Annotated in this window: 27 protein-coding genes; 23 read left to right on the top strand and 4 right to left on the bottom strand. The window is 69.0% G+C overall.

Annotated features, from left to right (window positions below):
• Positions 1 to 24: 24 nt before the first annotated feature.
• On the bottom strand, positions 25 to 1,317 hold the full coding sequence (locus U1H82_RS18085) for a dicarboxylate/amino acid:cation symporter (RefSeq protein WP_322966382.1): 1,293 nt from the start codon (positions 1,315 to 1,317) through the stop codon (positions 25 to 27).
• 412 nt (positions 1,318 to 1,729) lie between these two features.
• Between U1H82_RS18085 and U1H82_RS18090 the strand changes: the two genes are divergently transcribed.
• From U1H82_RS18090 to U1H82_RS18200, 23 genes are all read left to right on the top strand, one after another.
• Positions 1,730 to 2,452 (top strand): flagellar hook-basal body protein, encoded by a 723-nt coding sequence (locus U1H82_RS18090; RefSeq protein WP_322966383.1) that lies wholly within the window; start codon positions 1,730 to 1,732, stop codon positions 2,450 to 2,452.
• On the top strand, positions 2,449 to 3,222 hold the full coding sequence (locus U1H82_RS18095) for a flagellar hook-basal body protein (protein WP_322966384.1): 774 nt from the start codon (positions 2,449 to 2,451) through the stop codon (positions 3,220 to 3,222). Before U1H82_RS18090 ends, U1H82_RS18095 begins: the two co-directional genes overlap by 4 nt.
• A gap of 30 nt (positions 3,223 to 3,252) precedes the next feature.
• Positions 3,253 to 3,879: a hypothetical protein gene (locus U1H82_RS18100; RefSeq protein ID WP_322966385.1), complete on the top strand. Its 627-nt coding sequence runs from the start codon at positions 3,253 to 3,255 to the stop codon at positions 3,877 to 3,879.
• The gene (locus tag U1H82_RS18105) at positions 3,876 to 4,427 is read left to right on the top strand and encodes a flagellar basal body L-ring protein FlgH (protein WP_322966386.1); all 552 of its coding nucleotides are present in this window, start codon (positions 3,876 to 3,878) and stop codon (positions 4,425 to 4,427) included. Before U1H82_RS18100 ends, U1H82_RS18105 begins: the two co-directional genes overlap by 4 nt.
• Entirely contained in the window at positions 4,427 to 5,551 is a 1,125-nt protein-coding gene (flgI, locus tag U1H82_RS18110) for a flagellar basal body P-ring protein FlgI (RefSeq protein ID WP_322966387.1), read from the top strand. Before U1H82_RS18105 ends, flgI begins: the two co-directional genes overlap by 1 nt.
• A gap of 10 nt (positions 5,552 to 5,561) precedes the next feature.
• Positions 5,562 to 5,906 carry a hypothetical protein gene (locus tag U1H82_RS18115; RefSeq protein ID WP_322966389.1) on the top strand — a complete coding sequence of 115 codons (345 nt, stop codon included), beginning with the start codon at positions 5,562 to 5,564 and terminating at the stop codon, positions 5,904 to 5,906.
• 1 nt (position 5,907) lies between these two features.
• Positions 5,908 to 6,336 (top strand): flagellar basal body rod protein FlgC, encoded by a 429-nt coding sequence (locus U1H82_RS18120; protein WP_322966390.1) that lies wholly within the window; start codon positions 5,908 to 5,910, stop codon positions 6,334 to 6,336.
• Positions 6,333 to 6,653, top strand: coding sequence for a flagellar hook-basal body complex protein FliE (gene fliE / locus U1H82_RS18125; protein ID WP_322966391.1), 321 nt, complete (start codon positions 6,333 to 6,335; stop codon positions 6,651 to 6,653). Before U1H82_RS18120 ends, fliE begins: the two co-directional genes overlap by 4 nt.
• Positions 6,650 to 7,900 carry a flagellar basal-body MS-ring/collar protein FliF gene (gene fliF, locus U1H82_RS18130; protein WP_322966392.1) on the top strand — a complete coding sequence of 417 codons (1,251 nt, stop codon included), beginning with the start codon at positions 6,650 to 6,652 and terminating at the stop codon, positions 7,898 to 7,900. Before fliE ends, fliF begins: the two co-directional genes overlap by 4 nt.
• Positions 7,887 to 8,213: a hypothetical protein gene (locus tag U1H82_RS18135; protein WP_322966393.1), complete on the top strand. Its 327-nt coding sequence runs from the start codon at positions 7,887 to 7,889 to the stop codon at positions 8,211 to 8,213. The genes fliF and U1H82_RS18135 overlap by 14 nt, the downstream gene beginning before the upstream one ends.
• Before the next feature lie 4 nt (positions 8,214 to 8,217).
• Complete coding sequence (locus U1H82_RS18140) at positions 8,218 to 8,898, top strand: FliH/SctL family protein (RefSeq protein ID WP_322966394.1); 681 nt, start codon at positions 8,218 to 8,220, stop codon at positions 8,896 to 8,898.
• Positions 8,895 to 10,205: a FliI/YscN family ATPase gene (locus tag U1H82_RS18145; RefSeq protein WP_322966395.1), complete on the top strand. Its 1,311-nt coding sequence runs from the start codon at positions 8,895 to 8,897 to the stop codon at positions 10,203 to 10,205. The genes U1H82_RS18140 and U1H82_RS18145 overlap by 4 nt, the downstream gene beginning before the upstream one ends.
• Entirely contained in the window at positions 10,198 to 10,641 is a 444-nt protein-coding gene (locus U1H82_RS18150) for a hypothetical protein (protein WP_322966396.1), read from the top strand. Before U1H82_RS18145 ends, U1H82_RS18150 begins: the two co-directional genes overlap by 8 nt.
• 506 nt (positions 10,642 to 11,147) lie before the next feature.
• A complete protein-coding gene (locus tag U1H82_RS18155; protein WP_322966397.1) occupies positions 11,148 to 11,345 on the top strand; it encodes a hypothetical protein in 198 nt (65 codons plus the stop codon).
• Positions 11,345 to 11,803 carry a flagellar hook assembly protein FlgD gene (locus U1H82_RS18160; RefSeq protein WP_322966398.1) on the top strand — a complete coding sequence of 153 codons (459 nt, stop codon included), beginning with the start codon at positions 11,345 to 11,347 and terminating at the stop codon, positions 11,801 to 11,803. The genes U1H82_RS18155 and U1H82_RS18160 overlap by 1 nt, the downstream gene beginning before the upstream one ends.
• The gene (locus U1H82_RS18165; protein WP_322966399.1) at positions 11,800 to 12,981 is read left to right on the top strand and encodes a flagellar hook-basal body complex protein; all 1,182 of its coding nucleotides are present in this window, start codon (positions 11,800 to 11,802) and stop codon (positions 12,979 to 12,981) included. The genes U1H82_RS18160 and U1H82_RS18165 overlap by 4 nt, the downstream gene beginning before the upstream one ends.
• On the top strand, positions 12,978 to 13,718 hold the full coding sequence (locus U1H82_RS18170; RefSeq protein ID WP_322966400.1) for a FliM/FliN family flagellar motor switch protein: 741 nt from the start codon (positions 12,978 to 12,980) through the stop codon (positions 13,716 to 13,718). Before U1H82_RS18165 ends, U1H82_RS18170 begins: the two co-directional genes overlap by 4 nt.
• A 7-nt stretch (positions 13,719 to 13,725) precedes the next feature.
• On the top strand, positions 13,726 to 13,998 hold the full coding sequence (locus tag U1H82_RS18175; protein ID WP_322966401.1) for a FliM/FliN family flagellar motor switch protein: 273 nt from the start codon (positions 13,726 to 13,728) through the stop codon (positions 13,996 to 13,998).
• 5 nt (positions 13,999 to 14,003) lie between these two features.
• Positions 14,004 to 14,354 (top strand): hypothetical protein, encoded by a 351-nt coding sequence (locus U1H82_RS18180; protein ID WP_322966402.1) that lies wholly within the window; start codon positions 14,004 to 14,006, stop codon positions 14,352 to 14,354.
• Complete coding sequence (gene fliP, locus U1H82_RS18185) at positions 14,351 to 15,034, top strand: flagellar type III secretion system pore protein FliP (protein ID WP_322966403.1); 684 nt, start codon at positions 14,351 to 14,353, stop codon at positions 15,032 to 15,034. The genes U1H82_RS18180 and fliP overlap by 4 nt, the downstream gene beginning before the upstream one ends.
• Positions 15,031 to 15,768, top strand: a complete 738-nt coding sequence (locus U1H82_RS18190; RefSeq protein ID WP_322966404.1) for a sigma-70 family RNA polymerase sigma factor — start codon at positions 15,031 to 15,033, stop codon at positions 15,766 to 15,768. Before fliP ends, U1H82_RS18190 begins: the two co-directional genes overlap by 4 nt.
• A 1-nt stretch (position 15,769) precedes the next feature.
• Entirely contained in the window at positions 15,770 to 16,336 is a 567-nt protein-coding gene (locus U1H82_RS18195; RefSeq protein ID WP_322966405.1) for a tetratricopeptide repeat protein, read from the top strand.
• Positions 16,333 to 16,665 (top strand): hypothetical protein, encoded by a 333-nt coding sequence (locus U1H82_RS18200; RefSeq protein ID WP_322966406.1) that lies wholly within the window; start codon positions 16,333 to 16,335, stop codon positions 16,663 to 16,665. The genes U1H82_RS18195 and U1H82_RS18200 overlap by 4 nt, the downstream gene beginning before the upstream one ends.
• A 193-nt stretch (positions 16,666 to 16,858) precedes the next feature.
• On the opposite strand, the gene U1H82_RS18205 is transcribed toward U1H82_RS18200, so the two are convergent.
• From U1H82_RS18205 to U1H82_RS18215, 3 genes are read right to left on the bottom strand one after another with little or no spacing between them, the layout of a single operon-like run.
• A complete protein-coding gene (locus U1H82_RS18205) occupies positions 16,859 to 17,959 on the bottom strand; it encodes a tetratricopeptide repeat protein (RefSeq protein WP_322966407.1) in 1,101 nt (366 codons plus the stop codon).
• A gap of 6 nt (positions 17,960 to 17,965) precedes the next feature.
• Complete coding sequence (locus U1H82_RS18210) at positions 17,966 to 20,014, bottom strand: flagellar biosynthesis protein FlhA (protein WP_322966408.1); 2,049 nt, start codon at positions 20,012 to 20,014, stop codon at positions 17,966 to 17,968.
• Between the two features lie 6 nt (positions 20,015 to 20,020).
• Positions 20,021 to 21,091: an EscU/YscU/HrcU family type III secretion system export apparatus switch protein gene (locus U1H82_RS18215; protein WP_322966409.1), complete on the bottom strand. Its 1,071-nt coding sequence runs from the start codon at positions 21,089 to 21,091 to the stop codon at positions 20,021 to 20,023.
• Positions 21,092 to 21,094 lie beyond the last annotated feature (3 nt).

Here is a 21,094-nt window from a genome sequence, read left to right on the forward strand (position 1 = left end):
CTGCGCGCAAGCTCATGGACGCGTTTACCCTGTTTGCGGCACCTCCGGCAAGCGGTCCACCGGCGGCGTGTCCTCGATCAGCCCCGCGCGGTGCGCGACGATGGTCGGGACCAGCGCCTGTCCCGCCACATTGATCGCGGTCCGCCCCATGTCGAGGATCGGATCGATGGCGAGCAGCAGCCCCGCTCCCTCCAGCGGCAGGCCCAGCGTCGACAGGGTCAGCGTCAGCATGACGACCGCGCCGGTCAGCCCCGCCGTCGCCGCCGAACCCAGCACTGACACCAGCACGATCAGCACATAATCGCCGACATGCAGCGGCAGGCCATAATATTGCGCGACGAACAGCGCCGAGATCGCCGGATAGATGGCGGCGCACCCGTCCATCTTGGTCGTCGCCGCAAAGGGCACCGCAAAGGCCGAATAGGCGCGCGGCACGCCCAGCCGCCGCTCCACCGCATCCTCGGTGACGGGCAAGGTGGCGATCGAAGACCGCGACACGAAGCCCAACTGGATGGCGGGCCAGGCGGCAGCATAGAAGCGCTTCGGGGAAAGCCCGTTGGCGAGCAGCAGCAGCGGATAGACGACGAACAGCACCAGGCCCAGGCCGATATAGATGGCCAGCGCAAAGCTGCCGAGCGCGGACAGAGACTGCCACCCATAGCGCACGATCGCATTGCCGAGCAGCGCGCCCGAGCCGATCGGGGTCAGTCGGATCACCCAGGACAGGATGCGCCGGAAGATGGCGAGCGCCGAGGCGTTGAACGACAGGAAGCTCTCGCCCTTGTCGCCGACCCGCACTGCCGCCACACCGATCGCGACCGCCATGACGATGATCTGGAGGATGTTGAACGACAGCCCGGTCTTCAGCGCGCCGCCGTCGCCCGCACTGGTCGAGGCGGACAGGCCGAGGATGTTGGACGGGATCAGCCCGCGCAGGAAGTCGAGCCACGACCCCGCCGTATCGGGCCGCACCGCGCTGCCCGCCGCGACGCCCGCATGGAGGCCGGGTTGCAGCACGGTGCCCAGCGTCAGCCCGATGGTGACCGCGATCAGCGCGGTGATCGCGAACCAGATAAAGGTCGCGGCGACCAGCCGCGCGGCGTTGTGCAGGTCGCGCAAAGCGGCGATCGAGGCGACGATGGCGGTGAACACCAACGGCACGACCAGCACCTTGAGCAGCTGGACAAAGCTCTCGCCGACGATGCGCAGGCCCTCGGCCAGTCCGGCTAACCCTTGCGACCGGGCGAGCAGGCCGAGCAGCAGGCCCACGGCCATGCCGACGAATACCTGCGCGCCGAAGGAAAAACGAAATTTCATGCACAGATAGCTAGCGAGTGGGCGAAACGATCCCAACCAACTTTTACCATGGGCCTCCCAAGTACCCGATTTCCCTGGACGCTCCGATGTCCCCGGCCATGTCGATCCGATACGGAGGGAAAATCCGGTTCGTTTTGCCTGTCGAAAAATCCAATGAGCTGGCGAAGTCGGCATGATTTGATCTGATTCCAGGCATGCATATCCGGGATCTCGTCAAAATCTGTCGAAAATATCATGCGAACTTATAAGCGTAAGGCGGCGGCGTGATCTGCCGGGGGGGCGATTTCCACAGCGTAGAAATTTGAGAGCCAACAAAAATGGCCTGCGATCCTCTTGTTCGTTTCGGTGTCAATCGAACTTGCTCCCAGAGGTGACAAGGCGTTGAACCACCCCTGACAGGAAAGGGGGGCGTATGACGGGACTCGTGGACTCCGCGACGGCGATTATGCGCATGGCGGAGCGGCGGCTTGATGTGGTGGCGCATAATGTCGCCAACATCGCGACGCCGGGTTACAAGCGCCGCATCGGTTTCGCACAGGCCATGGCGGCCGGATCGGCGACGCCCGCGACCGCTGCCAACGGCATGGTCGACCTGATGGTGCGTCACGACCGTTCGCAGGCGCAGCTTTCGGCGACCGCGAACCCCTTCGATCTGGCGATCAGTGGCGAAGGCTATTTCCGCGTCCGCGCCGGAGACGGCATCCTCTACACGCGCCAGGGGCAATTCCACCGCGACGCCGATGGGTTGCTGGTCAGCTCGCAAGGCTATGTGCTTCAGCAGGCGGGTGGCGGCGACCTGGTGCTCGACGGCGCGACGATGCGCATCCGCCAGGACGGAACGGTGCTCGACGGCGAACGGCCGATCGCGCGCATCGCGATCGAGACCGGCGCGGATGCGGGCGCGATGACGGCGGTGGGCGAGAGCTTCTACACCGCACCGGAGGGCGCGATGGCCCAGGCCGAGGACATGGTGGTGCGCCAGGGCATGTTGGAGGGCTCCAACGTCACGCTGGGCGACGAGATGACGCAGAGCATGGTCGCGGTGCGCCAGGCGGAAAGCGGCGCGCGGCTGATCCAGCTCTACGACGAGCTTATCGGTCGGGCAGTCAGCGCATTCGGGAGCAGCGGGCGATGAGCGACGCCTATTATGTCGGGGCGGTGGGCCTCAGCACGCAGCAGCGCGCGCTCGATGCGATCGCCAACAATATCGCCAATATCAACACCGGCGGGTTCAAACGATCCGAAGTGCGTTTCGCCGATGTCGTCGCGAGCGGCCCCGACCCGGTCATATTGCCCACCGACCTGCAATCCGCAGCCCCGACCCTCTCGGGCGTCGCGCTCGACCTTCAGCTGATGCTGAACGACCAGGGCGAGCTTCAGAAGACGGGCGCGGCGATGGATGTCGCCATCGAGGGCACCGGATTCATCGAACTGATGGGTGCCGATGGCCGCACGCTGTTGTGGCGCGGTGGGCGGCTGAAGGTCGGTGACGACGGATTGCTCACCGGCGCGGGCGGCTTTGCGCTGAAGGCGGGGATCACCATTCCCGACGACGCGACCGAGATTCGCATCGGCACCGACGGCACGGTCCGGGTGCTGGCGGGGGAGAATGCCGCCCCGGTCGAGGTGGGGCAGATCCGACTCGTAAGGCTGGGCGACATGGCGAATATCGAGCGTCTCGATGGCGGGCTGTACCGTCTGGCCGAGGATGCGCGTCTGGATGAGACGCCGCCGGGCGAGGACGGTGCGGGACACCTGGTCCAGGGTTCGATCGAGCGCTCCAACGTCCAGCTGACCGACGAGATGGTACGGATGATGCTGGTGCAGCGCGCCTATGCCGCGAATGCGCAGATCATCCAGGCCGCCGACCAGATGATGGGGATTGCAAATACGCTTCGCCGCTGAGGCGGGGGCGAACGGGGACGGGAGAAAGGCATGATGCTGGTGGCTTTGGCGGCCGGGCTGACGCTCGTGCCGACGGTGACGGTCGACGCCCGCGATGTGCGGGCGGGGGACCTGGTACGCGATCGCAGCGGACGGCCGCTGACGGGCGCATCGGCGAAGCGTGTCGTGCTGCGCCTGCCCGAAGGACAGCGGCGGGTGACGCTGAATTGGGCCGCGGCGGCCGCGCTGGTCCGGCGGAGCGGACTGACGGTGACCGGCAACGGCCCGGTGACGATCACCCGCCGTGGCGCCGCAAGAACCGCACCGATCTGCTGGACCACGCGCCATGCGCTTGTTGCGGGCCAGACGGTGACGACGCGCGACGTCGCGCCTGCCCCATGTGGCGGCGCCGTCGCGGCGATCGGTGGGGCGGACGGCCAGCCAGTGGTGCGCAGCGCCGTTCCGGCCGGTGGCCTACTCGGCCGCTTGGTTCCCGCCGTACCGGAGCGGGTCGCGCCGGGCACGGTCCTGACCTTGCGTTCGGCCGCCGGGGTGGTCGCGATCGAACGCCCGGTGACGACCATGCAGTCGGGGCGCTCGGGTCGCCGGGTGTTCGTCCGCGACGCGCAAGGCCAGGTCTTCGCCGCCCCCCTCTCACTGCACGGGGATGCGCGATGATCCTGACCATCGCCCTGCTCGCCGTGCCGGTTCCTGACAATCTGTTTCGCGGCAGCGCCTGGAGCGCGCTGGCCACCGACCAGCGGGCGCAGGCGCCGGGCGATGCCATCACCATCGTCGTCTTCCAGTCCGCCGATGCCAGCAATTCGGCGCAGAACAATACGCGCAAGGCAACCGACGCTAGTGTCGCGCTTGATGCGGGATCGCTCGACGAAAGCGCCCGCGCGACGCTGGGCGGCGGCTTTGCCGGGCGCGGTGAGGCGCGGCGCAGCGAGCGGCTGGTGGCACGGCTGAGCGCGGTCGTCACCCACGTCCTGCCCAATGGCGACCTAGTCGTGACCGGGCGGCAGCGTATGGCGATCAATGGCGAACGCACCGAAATCGGGGTGCGCGGGCGTGTCCGCATCGCCGATATCGGCTCCGACAATAGCGTGCTGTCGTCGCGCATCGCCGATGCCGAGATCGATTATGGCGGTCGCGGCTTCGTAACGCGCGGGTCGAAGCCGGGCATCATCAACCGGGTCTTCAGCGCCCTGGGGCTTGGCTGATGCGGGTTCTCTTCGCCCTGTTCGCTCTGATAATCGCGACCCCCGTCGCCGCGCAGACGGTGCCGATCAAGGCGCTCGGCCGGTTCGACGGTTGGCGCGAGAATGCGCTGGTCGGCTATGGCCTGGTCGTCGGCCTGTCGGGATCGGGCGACACGCGGCGCAGCACCGTCACCCGCCAGGCGCTGCGCAACGTGCTCAACCGCCTGGGCACCAATGTCGCCGAGACGGAGATCAGCAGCCGCAACGTCGCGGTGGTGATGGTCACCGGCACGCTGCCCGCCTCCGCCAATGTCGGCGACCGGATCGATGCGGGCGTCGCCTCGATCGGCGACGCGCGGAGCCTGGCGGGCGGCACGCTGGTGATGACGCCGCTGCTCGGACCGGACGGCAAGCCCTATGCCTTGGCGCAGGGGCCGCTGCTGGTCGGCGGGCACCGCTTCGACAGCCAGCTGAACCGCGAACAGCGCAACTATCCCACCTCCGCCATCCTGGAGGGCGGCGCGACGATCGAGGCGCCGGTCGACAGTCATATCCTGACGCCCGATGGCGAACTGTCCTTCCTGTTGTCCGACCCCAGCTTCGCCACCGCCGAGCGGATCGCGCAAGGCATCGTCCGCCGCTTTGGCGCAGGCACCGCCTGGGCGCGCAATGCCGACGAGGTACGCGTGCGGTTCGCCGGGCCCCCGACCGGGCTGACCGGCTTCCTCGCCGCGCTGGAGGGCGTTACGGTCGAGCCCGCGACCCAGCGCCGCGTCGTCATCAACGAGCGGACCGGCACCGTCGTCGCGGGCGGCGACGTGACCATTTCGCCCGTCGTCATCGCGCAGGGCGACATCAAGGTGTCGGTGGTGGCCGAGAATATCGCTTCGCAACCCGATTTCTACGCGGGTTTCGCCAGCGATGTCGTCCAGCCCGGTGACGGCATCCGCAGCCTGGTTGTCACCAACACCAAGCTCGACGTGGCGCAAGGGGTCGGCGACCGCGCTTTCCGTTTCCCCAGCACGACCATTGCCGACCTGGTCCAGGGGCTGTCGCGGGCACGCGTCGATACCCAGCGGATGATCGGCATCCTGCAAGCCATCAAGGCCGCCGGCGCGCTGCACGCCGAGCTGGTCGTCAAGTGAGGAGAGAGACGTGGACGCGCTGACCCCGCTGATCATCGCCAAGGCCCTGGACGGCCTGACCGCGCGGGTGGAGGCGAGCGCGGCCAACATCGCCAATGCGAGTTCGCGCGGCTATCGCCCCGTCCGCGTCGATTTCGAGGACCGCTTACGCGCCGCAGCGGGGCAGGGCGCGGCGGCGGTCGCGGCGGTTCGGCCCGACCGGGTGACGGCGGCGCTCCCTGCGTTCGGCAACGAGGCGCGGCTCGACCTCGAACTGGCGACCGCTTCGGCCACGTCGATGCGCTATGCCGCGCTGGTCGATGTGCTGGGCCGCGAGATGGGGCTGATGCGCGCCGCGCTGGCGGGGGGGCGCTGAGATGCAGGCCGCGCAGATCAGCCGCACCGGGCTGGACGTCGAATGGCAGCGTCTTCAGGTCATCGCCCAGAACATCGCCAATATGAACACCAGCCAGTCGGCGGGCGGGCAATCCTATCGCGCGATGCGGCTGCTGTCGGGGCCTGCTCGCACCAATGGGGATTTCCGCAGTCTGGTCCAGCGTGACGCGCGCGTGTCTGGGGTGTCGGCGCTGGGACTGGAGCCGGTCGCGAACGGTGTCCGCCGCGTGCACGAACCCGGCCATCCGAACGCCGATGCGCAAGGGTTCGTGACCTATCCCGACATCGACCAGGCGGGCGAGATGGCGCTGATGATCCGCACCGCCCGCGCGTACGAGGCGAACCTGACCGCGATGGGCATCGCCCAGCAAATCTATGCCCGCGCGCTCGACCTGGGGAAGCAGCAGTGACGATCGAGGCCATTCCTCCGCTGCCCAGCGTCGGCGCGTCGCCGCTCGCCCTGCAACTTGGGCCGGTCGCGCCATGGCCCGCGACGGCAGCGCCGATGGGTGGATTCGGCGCGATGCTGATGAACGGCATCGGCGTGGTCGACGCCAAGTTGCAAAGTGCCGACGCGCTGGTCCGCCAGTTCGCGGTCGATGACAGCGTGCCGGTCCATCACGTCACCATGGCGCTGGAGGAGGCGCGCTTGTCGCTCGAACTCGCCATGCAGGTCCGGGGCCGCCTGGTCGAGGGCTACCGCGAACTCATGAACATGCAGTTATGAGCGCGGTCGATCCTTCGCGCCGCCGTCAGTGGCTGGTGATCGGCGGCATCTTTGCGGGCGTCGTCGCGCTGCTCGGCGCGGGTTATTACTGGTTCCTGTCGGGCAGCTACACGGTGCTGGCCGATCACGTCCGGCCGGGCGAGGCGGCGGCGATCGTCGCCGAACTCGACAAGCGCGGCACCGCCTATGAGCTGAAGGACGGCGGGACCACGGTGCTGGTGCCGTCGGCTGAGGCTGATGCGACACGGCTGGCGCTGGTCCGCTCGGATGCGGCGACCACCGGGCAGATCGGGTTCGAGCTGTTCAACAAGTCCGACATGGGCCTCACCAACTTCGCGCAGAAGATCAATTATCAGCGCGCGTTGCAGGGAGAGCTGGTCCGCACGATCATGCTGATGGACGGGGTTGAGACCGCACGGGTCCACCTAGCCCTGCCCGAACGCGCGCTGTTCCGCGACGACCGCACCGAGCCCAGCGCGGCGGTGACGGTGCAGATGCGCGGGACAGCCATGCCCGATGCGGCGATGGTGGCGGGCATACAGCGGCTGGTCTCGGCGTCGGTCTCCGACCTGCCCGCTGCGCGCGTCGTTGTGCTGGATGCTGAAGGGCGGGTGGTCAGCCAGGCTGCGCTGGTCGACCCGGCGCAGGGCGAGGACCACTCCGTCGAGGGCGAGGCCCGCGCGGCGGTGGAGCAATATTATCGCGCCCGCGCTCGGGCCGCGATCGAGTCGGCGCGGCCCGACCTGCGCTATCAACTGCGCGTCCAGGCCTTGCCGCAGGCGGACGGGGTGGTCGACCCTGCGCGCTGGACGCCCGGCGAGACGGGTGAGGGGCGCAATTTCCGATTGCGGATGACGATCGTCACCCCGTCGCCGCTCGACCAGACGACGCAGGACGCGCTGACGGTGGCGATCCGGCCCGCCGCCGGGCTCGACGATGCAGCGGGCGATGTCCTGCTGTTCGAGACTGGCCCGATGATCGCCACGACCCCTGCCGCATCCCTGGCGGGCAAGGGCCAGCCGCGCCGCTTCGTCGTCCCCGCCGCCCCGGTGGCCGCGCCGAGCGGCGATGCCTGGGGACCATGGTGGCTCTGGGCGGGCGCGGCGGCGCTGATCGCCATGGTGTTGGCGGCGCGCTTGCGCCCCCGGCCCGCGCGCGATCTGTCGGCGGATGAGCAGGAAGCGTTCGTCCAGACGCTGCGACGCCAGCTCGCCCTGACCGACGGGGACGGCTATGCTGCGCGCTGAGGACCCGCTCGACCTGCTCATCGAACGGCTACGCGCCGTGTCGCCCGCCGATCGACGGGCGATCCTGTCGCGGCTGACCGCGTCCGAACGGCGTCGGGTCGAGGGCGCGCTGGATATCCCCGCGCCCGTGATGGCCCCATGTTACGCCGCCGATATCATGGCGCGCATCGGGGCCAATCCGACCGATACGGTGATGACCCCGGCCGCCCGCGACGTGCTGCTCCGTGTCGCGGGGCCGGTCGCACCGGTCGGGACACCCCATCGCAGCCCGTCGCTCTTCGCGCGGCTCGGTGATGCGCTGCGGCGGGGGTAAGCCGATGGCGGTCATCAAACAGGCCGGCGGCACGGGCAGGGTGCGGCAACTCACCAGCCCGCCGCCCCTCACCGCGATCCTGATCGATCCGCGTGACGAGGCGCTCGCCCTGCTTCAGGCCGAGCGCGATGCGCTGGCGGCCGAGTTGGCTGAGACGCGGGGCGTCATCGCACGGGCCGAGGCGCAGGCGCGCGAACGGCTCGATACAGTGCGCGAAGAGGCATTGGGGGAAGGCCGCCGTGCCGGACTGGCCGCCGCCGACACGCGTGAGGCGGAGCGTGTCGCCGCCATCGCGCGCGGGGTGACGGCGGCGCTGGCGCAGTTCGATGCGCGACTGACCGCGATGGATGGCCTGGCCGCCGCCTTGGCGCGCGCCTGTCTCGATCGAATATTTGCACGGACCGACGCGATGGCGGCGATGGTGATCGAGGCGCTCGCCCGGCATCTGGCGATGCTCCGTGACGACGTCCTGCTGTCGGTGCAGGTCAGCGGTGCCGATTTCGCCGATAGCCAAGCGCTCGACGCGGCGGTTCGCGAGGCAGGTGCGCGCGCGACCGTTGCGATCGACCGCGACCTGCCCTCCGGTGCGTGCCGGGTCGCGGTACGGCTGGGGCAGGTCGAACTCGACGTGCCGGGGCAATGGGATGGGCTGGCGCGGTTGCTCGACGAGATGGCCGCCGCATGACGACGCATCCCTTCCTCGCCCGGATCGCCGAGGCCGAGTTGGCGGTGCCATATGGCGAGGTGCGCCGCGTCACGCCCGGCAGGATGGAGGCGAGTGGTCCCGTGGCGGGGGTGGGTGATCTCTGTCGGGTCGGTTCGACCGGGCAATTGGCCGAGGTGGCAGCAGTGGGTGAGGACGGCCTGGTGCTGGTCCCGGTCGAGGACGGCGCACCCGTTTCGATCGGCGCGCGGGTCTGGCCCGCGCCCCATGGCGGACAGGTCGGGGTCGGTGACGGCTATGGCGGCCGTGCGATCGATGCGCTCGGCCGCCCGCTGGACGGTCGTTCGGCGATCCGCGCGACGGCATATCGACCGGCGCGCGGGATCGCACCCGACATGTTGGACCGGACCGCACCCGATACGGTGCTGGAAACCGGCATCCGCGCGATCGATGCGCTGCTGACGCTGGGCAAGGGACAGCGGATCGGCATCGTCGCGGCAAGCGGTGTGGGCAAGACCGGCCTGGTCGAGCAACTCGTCGCCCAGGTATCCGCCACCCGTCATGTCCTGTGCCTGGTCGGCGAGCGCGGCCGCGAGGTGGAAGGCTTCTGGCGCGCGTTTTCGCGGCGGTCGGATGCCGATCGCTGCACATTGGTCGCCGCCACTTCGGACGAGAGCGCGGCGATGCGCGCGCGGTGCGTGTCGACCGCTTTGTGCCTGGCCGAATATTGGCGTGATCGCGGGGAGCATGTGCTGCTGGTCATCGATTCGGTGACGCGGCTGGCGATGGCGTTGCGCGAAATCGGGCTTGCGGCAGGCGAGCCGCCCACCGTGCGCGCCTATACCCCCAATGTCTTCGCAAGCCTGCCCCGCCTCGTCGAGCGGTGCGGCGCGGTCCGTTCGGGCGGGGCGATCACGGCGGTCATGACGGTGCTGAGCGAAACCGATGATGTGGACGATCCCATCGTGGAGACGATGAAGTCGCTGCTCGACGGGCATATCATATTGTCGCGCCGTCTTGCCGATCAGGGGCATTTCCCCGCGATCGACGCGACCCGCAGCATCAGCCGTCAGGCATCCCGCCTCGTCACGCGCGACCATGCCGCCGCCGCCCGCGCCGTCGCAGGCCAACTCGCGACCTATGACGAGGCGCGGGTGATGATCCAGAGCGGTATCTATCAGGCGGGGACCAGCGCCGCGATCGACGCCGCGATCGCGGGGCGCGATGGCCTCAACGCCTTTCTGCGCCAGGGGCAGGATGAACGCAGCCCGATCGCCGAAACGGTGCGGCGGCTGGCCATGCTGGGCCGGGGTGGGCGGCATGGCTGACCAGATGGTGACGATGCTGGTCGACTGCCTGACCGCGGTGCGCGCGCGGGTCGACCAGTCCGGTATACGCCACGCCTCGGCGATCCGGGCCGAGCGCGAGGCAATCGCGGCGCGCGATGCGGCCCGTCTGGCGCTCGTCGCGGCGGAGGCGGCATGGCATCGGCAGATGGCGGACCGGTTCGATCCCATGCTGGGCAGCCTGCTCGCTGGCGAAGTCCGGGCGCGGGCGACGGCACTGACCGATGCCGAGGCTGCGCAGGGGAATGCCGAACAGGCCGTGGCGCAGTCAGCCGCGACTTGGCAAGCCGAGGATGCCCGCCGCCGGGCTATCGAGGCGCAGGCCGCCGCCGCACGGCGGCGGGCCCGGCACCGAGCCGACGAACGATTGCTCGCCACGCTCGCCGACCGCGAGACGTTTCGCCGGAGCGCGCGATGATCCCGCCCCTCACCGATCTGGTGCCGAGCGGCGACGCGACGCTGCGGCCCGCCATCGCGGGTGCTGCATGTGGCGCGGCGCTACCCGCTTTTGCTGATTTGTTGATGACCTCTGCGCCACCATCTCGCGACGCTTATGCACACCCGTTCAATCGGGACGGGTTCTTCGGCACCGCACAAGCCTGGGCCGTGCCCATCCCTTTGCAACCGGCCATCATAACTGAGCCCGCGCCGGTGCCCGCAGGCGCGGCCGAGGTCTCGGTCGTCCCGGAGGCCAGACCATCGGTCATGAAAGACTGTCCCGTCTTGATAGCCGGAGAGGGGGATTCGCGCCCGTCTCTCGTCAGGAATCCGGCGGCACCGACCTCTGGGACAAAGCCCGCCCCATACCATGCGTTCGCGGCCAGGATGCCCCTATCGACCGCACCTCGCCCTATCGAAGAATCGCCACCAGGTCGCGCGGAAGGCGCCGCAGCCCCCGCGCCCGCACGACGGCCCACCCCGCCGATGAACGCGATGGCCGCCGTCGCGCTCCACGCCACGGCGCAGGGGATGGAGGTCGCGGCGCGGGTCGCCGGCCTCGACGAGCGCGACCGCACCGTGCTGGCCGAGGAGATGGCGGCATTCCTCTCCGCGCATGGCTACGCGCCCGCGCACATTTCCGTCAACGCGGCCGCGCGCCTCGCACATCAGGAACCTCGCTGATGCAGACCTCGTCCGTCACCTCTGCGACCCAGACTTCGACCCAGACTTCGACATCGTCCGCCGATGCGGGCTCCGGCCAGGCGGCATCCAGCGCCTTCGGCCTCGGCTTCGACGCGCTGCTCAAGATCATCCTGACCCAGCTGACCTATCAGGACCCGCTGAAGCCGATGGATAATTTCCAGTTCGTCTCGCAACTCGCGCAGTTCAGCCAGGTGCAGCAGGGGCAGGCGACCAACGACCGGTTGCAGGCCCTGGTCGGTGCACAGGCGATCAGCCAGGCGACCGGGCTGCTGGGGCGGCGGGTCGACATACCGGCAGGCTCGGCGACGCTGTCGGGCACCGTCACCGCGATCGCGCTGTCGGGTGGGACGCCGACGCTGACCATCGAGACCGACGACAAGCGAACGGTGAGTGGCATCGCGATCGGCAGCATCGCGCAGGTCAGGGAGAATGAATGATGTTCGGTGCGATCTATGTCGGCCTGTCCGGCCTCAACGCCTATTCCAAGGGCCTGCAACAGGTCAGCAACAACGTCGCGAACCTGAACACCACGGGGTTCAAGGGCGCGACGGTCAGCTTCCGAAATCTGTACGGCCAGTCCGATCGCGGCGGCATGGCGATGACCGGGCAGGGCGATAGCGGCGGCCACGGTGTCGCGGTCAATGATGGTACGCTCAACTTCAAGCAGGGCGAGTTGCGCACCACCGACCGCGACCTCGACCTGTCGGTCGACGGCAACGGTTTCCTGGTGCTGCTCGACGGCGACCGTACCCTGTACGCCCGCACCGGCAGTTTCGAGGTCGACCCGAACGGCTATGTCGTGATGGCGGGCACGAATTACCGGCTGGCGACGCTGGACGGTGACGGCCGCGCCGTCAGCCTGTCGATCGACAGCCGCCGTACCAGCGCGCCCAAGCCGACCGCCACCGTGACGTTCGCCGACAATCTGTCGTCCAGCGCGTCGAGCTTCACGGTCAGCGATATCAAGGTCTTCGATGCCAGTGGCACGTCCCATGGCTGGACCGCCAAATTCACCAAGGACACCAGCACCGGCAGCAACGCCTGGTCGGTTGCGGTGACCGATGACAAGGGCGTCGCGATCGGCACCCAGACGCTGAAATTCTCGGGCGGTTCGGTCGACCCCACCACCACCAGGCTCGACTTCACCGACACGACATCGGGCCTGACGGTCGCGTTCGACTTTTCGAGCGGTGTCACGTCCTTCTCCGGCGGCGACGTGTCGACGCTGCGCGCGGCCAAGGTCGATGGTTATGGCGCGGGTACGGTCACGGGGCTGGCGGCGGATTCCGGCGGGCGGCTCCAGCTGTCCTATTCCAACGGGCAGAAGGTCGATCTGGGTGCCATCGCCCTGGCCGATTTCCGTGATCCCACGGCGCTGGAACAGCGTGACGGCGTGTTCGCGGCGGCGCGGGACGCCCAGCATATGCTGCTGGCCAGTGAGGACCACCGTGTCGGACAGGTGCGATCGAAGCGGCTGGAGGCGTCCAATGTCGACCTGTCGCAGCAATTCGGCGACCTGATCCTGATCCAGCGCGGCTTTCAGGCCGCATCGCAGATCGTCAGCGTTTCCAACGACATGATCCAGCAGCTGTTCGGTATCCGGGGGCAGGGATGACGCCCGACGCGCGACCCTGGCTGCCCGCCGATACGGTGCCGCCCGCCTCGTTGCGTGCGCTGCTGGCGGAGTCGATCGAACCCTGGTCGACACGCTGGTTCGCGGGCGAGCCGCTGCGCCTGTCGTCGTTGCGACGCGACGGCCGCGGCGATTGGTCGTGGCGGTCGCTGGAGGCAGGGCTGATGCTCGGCACCACGGCCGATACCATGGTCCAGGTCGGTGCGCGGATGCTGGGTGTCGAGGCGAAGGACCGCGCCGCGCCCGACCGCGCCTTGCTGGAAGAGGTGGCGGAGGATTGCCTCGGCGACCTGCGCGCCCGACTGGTGCAGGCCGTCGCGATGGCGCCGACCGCTGAATGGCGGCCGGTTGTTCGCGCGCCGGGCTGGGTCGCGACGATCGGCACGCCGCCCCTGCATCTGGGGCTCGCGCTGACCGATGCGCTGTTCGCGGCGCTTGTTTTGCGTGTCCTGCCGCCAGCGCCCGCATTGCCGCTCGGCTCGGGCGCGGCCGCGCTGGCCGCCATCGAGGTCGCGGTGAGTGCGGCGGTCGGGCGCGCCGAACTCAGCGTTGCCGATCTGCGCGCGCTGGAAATCGGCGACGTAATCATACTCGACCGCCCGCTCGCCGCGCCGGTGCCCCTCGCGGTCGATGGCCATCCCCTGTCGCGCGGTACCGCCCGTGTCGCCGCCGCCGACCCGCCCTTTCTCGACATCGTCCAAGCCGCAACCCCAGCATGAGTATCCCGTGACCGACACCATCACCGCCATCCCGCCCCGTGTCAGCGCCAAGCTGATCGACACCGTCGAAGTCGCGCTCGACGCCTTTCTGGGGAGCAGCCGGATGAGCGTCGGCGCGCTGACCGCGCTGTCGCCGGGATCGGTCGTTACGCTCGATGCTGCGCTCAACCGGCAGGTGGAATTGCGGCTGAACGGCGTCGCGGTGGCGCGGGGCGAATTGGTCGCCGTCGGCGAGAGCTTCGGCGTGCGTCTGGCTGAGATCGTCGAATGGCCCCAGTGAGCCTGATGGCCGTGAGCCTGGTAACGATGCTCGCCGCCGCGCCCGCCCGGCTGGGCGGCGGCGGGGCGCTCGACGTGTCGCTCGGGCGGATCGTGTCGGCGCTGCTCGTCTGCCTGTTGCTGGCGGGCGCGGCGGCTCTTTTGCTGAAACGCGGCGGCGGTCGGATCGACTGGACCGCGCTGCGCCGGTGGCAGGCGGTGCCCGAGCGTCGGATCGCGGTGATCGAAACCCGGCGGATCAGCGCCCATGCCGATATCTGCCTGTTCCGCTGCGACGATGAGGATTTCCTGATCCTGTCCTCGGCCACTGCCCAGCGGGTGCTGCGTCGCTCGCCCGCGCGGGAGACGGCGTCGTGATCGCACTCGTCGTCGCCGCGCCGTTGGCGGGCGGAATGCTGCCCAGCGGCGTCATCGGCAACGACGTGGTTCGCACCGCGCTGATCTTGACGCTGTTGGCGGTCATCCCCGCGATCGTCATCAGCATGACCAGCTTCGTGCGCACGGTCATCGTGCTGTCGATGGTCCGCCATGCCTTTGGGATGCCGGAGACGCCGCCCAACCCGGTGTTGATCGCGCTCGCACTGTTCCTGACCGCCTTCACCATGTCGCCGACGCTCACCCGTATCAACGCCGACGCGCTGCAACCGATGATGGCCGGGCGGATCGGCGTGGAGCAGGCCATGGCGGCGGGCGTGGCCCCCTTGCGCCGCTTCATGCTGGCGCAGACCCGCGACGCCGATCTAGAATCGATCTACGCCATCGCCAAGACGCCGCTGCCGCGCCGGGCGGCGGATGTCGAGACGCTGAAGCTCGCGCCCGCCTTCATCCTCAACGAACTGCGCGTGTCGTTCACGATCGGCTTCGTGATCCTGCTGCCCTTCCTGCTGATCGATCTGGTCGTCGCGTCGATCCTGTTGGCGCTGGGCATGATGATGGTGCCCCCGGCGACCATTTCCCTGCCGATCAAGATCCTGATGTTCGTCCTGATCGATGGCTGGGGGCTGGTCCTTCAGGGAGTGCTCGGCAGCTTTCGATGAAGCCACGCGCGGGCCTGGAGATCGTGGTGGTTCCGCCGCGGGCCGAGGCATCGCTGTGGCGACGGCTTCGCTTCGAGAAGGAGACGGGGTGCCGCCACCTCATCTTCACCCGCTATCGCGCCTTGGCACGCGCCATCGCCCGGCGGCAGCATGGCCGCCGTCCGCCGCACGGAGCCGAGCTGGGTGACATGGAGCATTTCGCCTATCAGGGCCTGCTCCAGGCGATCGACCGCTACGACCCGCTGCGGGGCATCCCGTTCGGCGCCTTTGCCCGGCGGCGGATCGTCGGCAGCGTGGCGGACGGTGTCGCACGGATGAGCGAGATCGATGCCGCCTGGTGCCAGCGCCGCCGACAGGAGGTCGACCGCGCCCGCTCGCTGACCGACGCCGAGCATGAGGAGACCGACCCGGTGGCGGCACTGGCCGCGCTGGCCGCCGGGCTGGCGCTCGGGATCATGATCGAGGGTAGTGCGATCCCGGTCGGCGAGGATGCATCCGACCCGCGCCCTGATGCCTATCAGAGTCTCGCATGGCGCGAACTCCAGGTGCTGATCGCGCGCGGCATCGCCGACCTCCCCGAGCGCGAGGGCTGGATCATCCGCCAGCATTATGAGGCGGGGGTCAGCTTCACCCAGATCGCCGATCTGCTCGGCCTGACCAAGGGCCGGGTGTCGCAGATTCACGCCGCCGCGATCGGCCGGTTGCGGCAGCGCCTAAATGGCTACAGGAGATGACATGATGCTGATGTGCGGCGACGAAGACATGGCGCGGTTGATCGCGGTGGCGGAAACCGGCACGGGCGAGGAGATCGGCTTGGCCGAGCGGCTGATCGACGCCTATCCCGACGATGCGCGGCTGCATTTCCTGCGCGGATCGTTCCTGGCGGGCAGCGCGCGGCCGATCGAGGCGCATGCGTCGCTGTCGCGGGCGGTGGCGCTGGCCCCGGATTTTCACCTCGCGCGCTTCCAGCTGGGCTTTTTCGAGCTGACCTCGGCCGAACCGGCGCGGGCGCTGGCCACCTGGGAGCCGCTATCGGCGCTGCCCGAGGATCATTATCTGGCGCATTTCGTCGCCGGGCTGACCCATCTGATCCACGACCGTTTCCCGGAGACCATCCGCGAACTCGAAGCCGGGATCGCCGCCAACACCGAAAATCCGCCGCTCAATCGCGACATGGGCCTCATCATCGCGCAATGCGGCGGGCTCGTCGCCAATCCCGTGACCGAGACCGCGCCGGTCGAAGAGGCATCGGCGACCTCGTTCCTGCTCGGTCAGCTGGGCGGGAGAGGGCCGACCCCGTGACGCGGATCACCGGCACCGAGCATGTCCTGCTGTTGCTGCGCGAGAAACTGGCCAAGGCGGGGCAGCGGCGTGTCGGGCGGTCGGCCGCCACGCGTACCGATCCGCGACCGCTCGACCGGCTGCGGGCGATGGCGGGGTTCGACGCGCTGGGCGAGGAGGATCGGCGGCGCGCGGTGGTCCATGCGCTGCTCGCCGAGGAACTGGGCGATGCGGTCGCCAATGACGCGGCGTTCGGCGCGGTGCTCGACGATGTGCTGCGCATTATCGCGGAGATGCCGGGCGGCGGCGCGATGATCGACCGTGCCGCCACCGCCTTGCGCGAGGGTTAGGGATAGAGTGACATTCAGCCCATTCCTCCCCTGCAAGGGGAGGGGGACCATCCGAAGGATGGTGGAGGGGTGTCCCCGGTGCGAGTGTTGGCCGACCTTACGACCAGGGACACCCCTCCGTCAGGCCTTCGGCCTGCCACCTCCCCTTGCAGGGGAGGAATGGGGGGGCATTACTCAGAATGGTCCATCGTCCCTAAAAAGCCCCCAACCGGGTCAGTGCCTGGCCGATGGTCCGGCCCTGGCCGTCGATCGGGGTAGAAAGCGCCAACGTGACGATCCGCTCGGCCCTGTCGCGGTCGCCACCGCCCGCCGCCAGCATCGCCGCCGCCAGCGCGCCCGAGAAGCTTTCGCGGTCCAGCCGTTGAGCGATCGCGGTTCGCTGCTGTCCCGCCGCCGCATCCCCCGCCATCAGGTCGAGCACTGCGAGGGAACCGTGCGCTTCGGCGAAGCTGTCGTCGATCGCGGCGGCGCGTTCGAAGCGCTCCCGCGCCGCGTCCGTGTCGCCCGCCAGCACATGCGCCCATCCGGCCGCGATCCACGAGCCCAGATGCGTGCCGAACAGCGCCGCGCCGCGATCGAGATCGGCGAGCGCGTCGGTGCGGCGATCGCTGGCCAGCGCGACCAGCCCGCGCCCGACCAGCGCGCGGGGACTATCGGGGTGGCGGGTCAATGCGGCCTCGAACAACGCGCCCGCATCGGCGATATTGTCCTCCTCCAGCGCCAGCGTCGCCTGGGTCACCAGCGCTTCGGGATGGCCGCCCGCCCGCGCGGCCGTCTCGCGCGCGAGGTCCAGGTCTGCCAGGTCGATCGCCAGCGTCGACACCGCTGCGTTCAGCCCGCGATGGTCGGGAAAGCGTGCGACCGCGTTGCGGGCGACGGCCTCGGCACGCTCCATCTCGCCGCGTTCGTGGAGCAGGCCGACCAGCAGTTGCGCCGCCTGGGGAATGTGGTGCGCGGTGTCGTCGTCCAGGCTGGCGAGCGCGGCGTCCTTGTCGCCGGTCATCATCAGCGACCATGCGAGATTATACCGCACGGCGGGCTGGTCGACGCCCTTGTCGAGCAGATTGCGGAACGCCGTCGTCGCGGCGGGCCAGTCCTGCGCGGCCATCGCCGCCAGCCCCGCGACATGATCCATCGCCGGGGTCGGCCCCGCCAGCGCGCGGTGGCGGGCGGCGAGCGCCGCCGCCTCGTCCGCGCGCCCGGCATCAAGCGCGGCACGCGCCATGTCGGCGATCAGCGCCGCGTTGTCGGGATCGGCCTTCAGGAAGGCGGCAAGCTGGTCGTAATCGGGCATGGCAGGTCAACCTTGCTGTTCGAGGCGGACGATGTCGAAGGATTTGAGCGTGATGCGCATCGGAATCTCCGCCACCGACAGGATGGAAAGGGTCGGCAGGCTGCGCCGGGTCAGCGCCTTCAGATGGCGGCGAAGCTCGGCTCCGCATAGCAGGACCGGGGCGCGGCCCTGGCGGAACATCTCTTCGGTCAGGGGGATAAGGCGGCGGATCAATTGTTCGGCAAGGCGCGGCTCGACCGCCATCGACGCGCCGCCCGCCGCTGCGCCGAGGCTGGCGGACAGCTGGTTCTCGACACGCGGGTCCAGGCTGAGCACTGCCAGGTCGGGATGGCGTCCGCGCAAGGCATGGCAGATGGCATAGTTCATCCGCTGGCGGATCAGCTCGGTCAGTTCCGCCGGGTCCTTCTGTGTCCGCGCGAGATCGACCAGATGCTCGACGATCAGGTCGAGATTGGCGATCGAGACGCCTTCGGACAGCAGCGACTGGAGCACCCGCTGAACGTCGGACACCGACAGCGTCTGGGGCACCAGTTCCTCGATCAGGCCCGGCTGGCGGCGGCGTACCCCATCGAGCAGCCCGACGACGGTGGTGCGGGTCAGTAGCGTGCCCACCTCGCCCCGGACGATCTCGCCGAAATGGGTGGCGAGGACGGTGAGCGGGTCGATGATCGTGCAGTTGGCGGCCTTGGCGGCATCGCTCTGGGCGGGCTCGATCCACCAGGCGGGCAGGCCGAAGGCAGGGTCGATCGTCTCGATTCCCTCCAGCACCGGCTTTTGCCCCGAGCCCGTCACCGCCAGCAACCGGTCGGCGTGAATCGTGCCCGCGCCGTAACGCGCCCCGAACAGCCGAATCTCATATTCATGGCTGCCCAGCCCCGCGCCATCCTCCAGCCGGACGGCGGGGAAGGGCAGGCCGAATTGGTCCTCATGGGTGCGGCGCAGGCTGGCGATCCGCTCCATCACCAGCGCGCCCTCGCCCGCCCAGGCCGTCGACAGCTGGTCACCGAGCCGGATTTCGAGCGGCGGCGCGGCGGTGGATTCGGCGGCGATCTCTTCCTCCACCGGCTGCGCGGCCTGTTCGGCGGCGCGCTTGCGGATTCGCCACCAGGCGACAAAGGCGAGCGCCCCGATCACCGCGATCGGCCATTTCGGCATACCGGGCAGCAGCAGGAGCGCGCCCAGCACCGCCGCGACGATCAGCGGGATACGCGGGACCGAGCCGAGCTGACGGAATATCTCGGTCGACAATTCGCGGTCGGAGGCGGAGCGGGTGACGATGATGCCCGTCGCGATCGAGATGATGAGCGCGGGCAGCTGGGTGGCGATGCCGTCGCCGATGGTCAGCAGCGTGAAGTGGCTGAGCGCCTGCGTCCAGTCCATACCCATCTGGCTGACCCCGACGATCCACCCTGCGATGATGTTGATGAGCAGGATGATGATGCCCGCCACCGCGTCGCCCTTCACGAATTTCGATGCACCGTCCATCGCGCCGTAGAAGCTGGCTTCCTTCTCCAGCGCCTTGCGTCGTGCCACCGCCTCGTCGCGGTCGATCAGACCCATGTTCAAATCGGCGTCGATGCTCATCTGTTGCCCCGGCATCGAATCGAGGGTGAAGCGCGCCGCGACCTCCGACACGCGCTGCGCGCCCGCGGTGACGACGACATATTGCACGACGACCAGGATCGCGAAGACGACCAGGCCGATGACGAAATTGCCGCGCACCGCAAAGGCGCCGATCGAGCCGATCACCGCCCCCGCATCGCCGCCGGTCAGGATCAGCCGGGTCGCCGCGACATTGAGCGACAGGCGATAGAGCGTCGCCACCAAGAGCAGCGAGGGAAAGGTCGAGAACTCCACCGGCTTGCCGACGTAAAAGGTCAGCAGCATGATGGTCAGGCCCAGCCCGAAATTGGCGATGATCGCCAGGTCGAGCAGCGCGGGCGGGATCGGCGCGAACAGGATGACGAGGATGCCGATCGTCGCGACCACCAGCGCAAGGTCGCGGTTGCCGCTGGGCAAGGAAGGCAGGCGGGGCGCGGCGGTGGTGTTCGACATGTCGGGTCAGCCTTGCTCGGCCGCCGCCTGGGCGCGGCGAAGATCGATATAGAGGGTGGCGACCGCCTCGTAGCGGTCGGGCGGAACGGTGCCGCCGACCGGGCAGGCGCGGAACAGCGCGCGGGCGAGCGGCGGGTCGGCGATGACGGCCAGGCCTCGGCGGAACGCCTCTTCGCGCAAGGCCAGGGCGTGGGCATTACGTCCCTTGGCCGCGACCTCGGGCGCGACCATCGCGGCTTCGTCGTAACGCAGCGCGACGGCGAAATGCTCGGGGTTGACGACCAGCATGTCGGCGCCCGCCAGACTGCCCTGGCCCTGCTGGATCATTTCGCGGTGGAGCTGTTTACGGCGCTGCTTCAGGCGCGGTTCGCCTTCGCGTTCGCGCGCCTCGCGCGTGACCTCGCGGCGGCTCATCCGCATCTGCTTGGTGAACTCGCCCCGGACCATGATCTGGTCGAGGATCGCCACCGCGACCGCGACGAGCAGGAAGGTCCAGACCAGACGCATCCCCGCCGCCTGCAGCATGGCGGGCAGGCGCTCGCCGTCGCTCGCCGTCTTGGCAAAGCGCGCCATCGCCCAGCGGACGACGAACCAGGTCGCGGCGGCGTAGAGCGCGAATTTGACGATGCTCTTCAGCGTCTCTTTGAGCATCCGCATCGAGAAGAGCCGTTTGATCCCCTTGGCGGGATTGAGGCGGCTCCAGTCGGGCTTGAGCGGATGGAAGGTCAGCAGGAAACCGCGAAGCTGGATCAGTTCCAGCGTGATTACGATTGCCGCCATCATACCGCCGAGCAGCGCGATCGGTGCGACCACCTGCCAACCGAGTTCGCCCAGCATCGGCGCCACGCCGGCCGGTTCGCCCGCGCGCGCGATTCCGCCCGACAGCGATACGCGCATCGCATGGGCGAGCGTGCTCATCAGCCCTTTGTCCGCCATCAGCACGAACGCGGCGACCGAGACCAGGGTGGCGAGGAAGCCCAGCTCGACGCTGCGCGCGACCGTGCCCTTTTCGCGCGCCTTCTTGAGCTTGAACTCGGTCGGCGCCTCGCTGCGATTCTGTTCGGTCTGTTCGGCCATGGT

Source organism: Sphingomonas fuzhouensis (assembly GCF_034659795.1).
Lineage (GTDB): Bacteria > Pseudomonadota > Alphaproteobacteria > Sphingomonadales > Sphingomonadaceae > Sphingomonas > Sphingomonas fuzhouensis.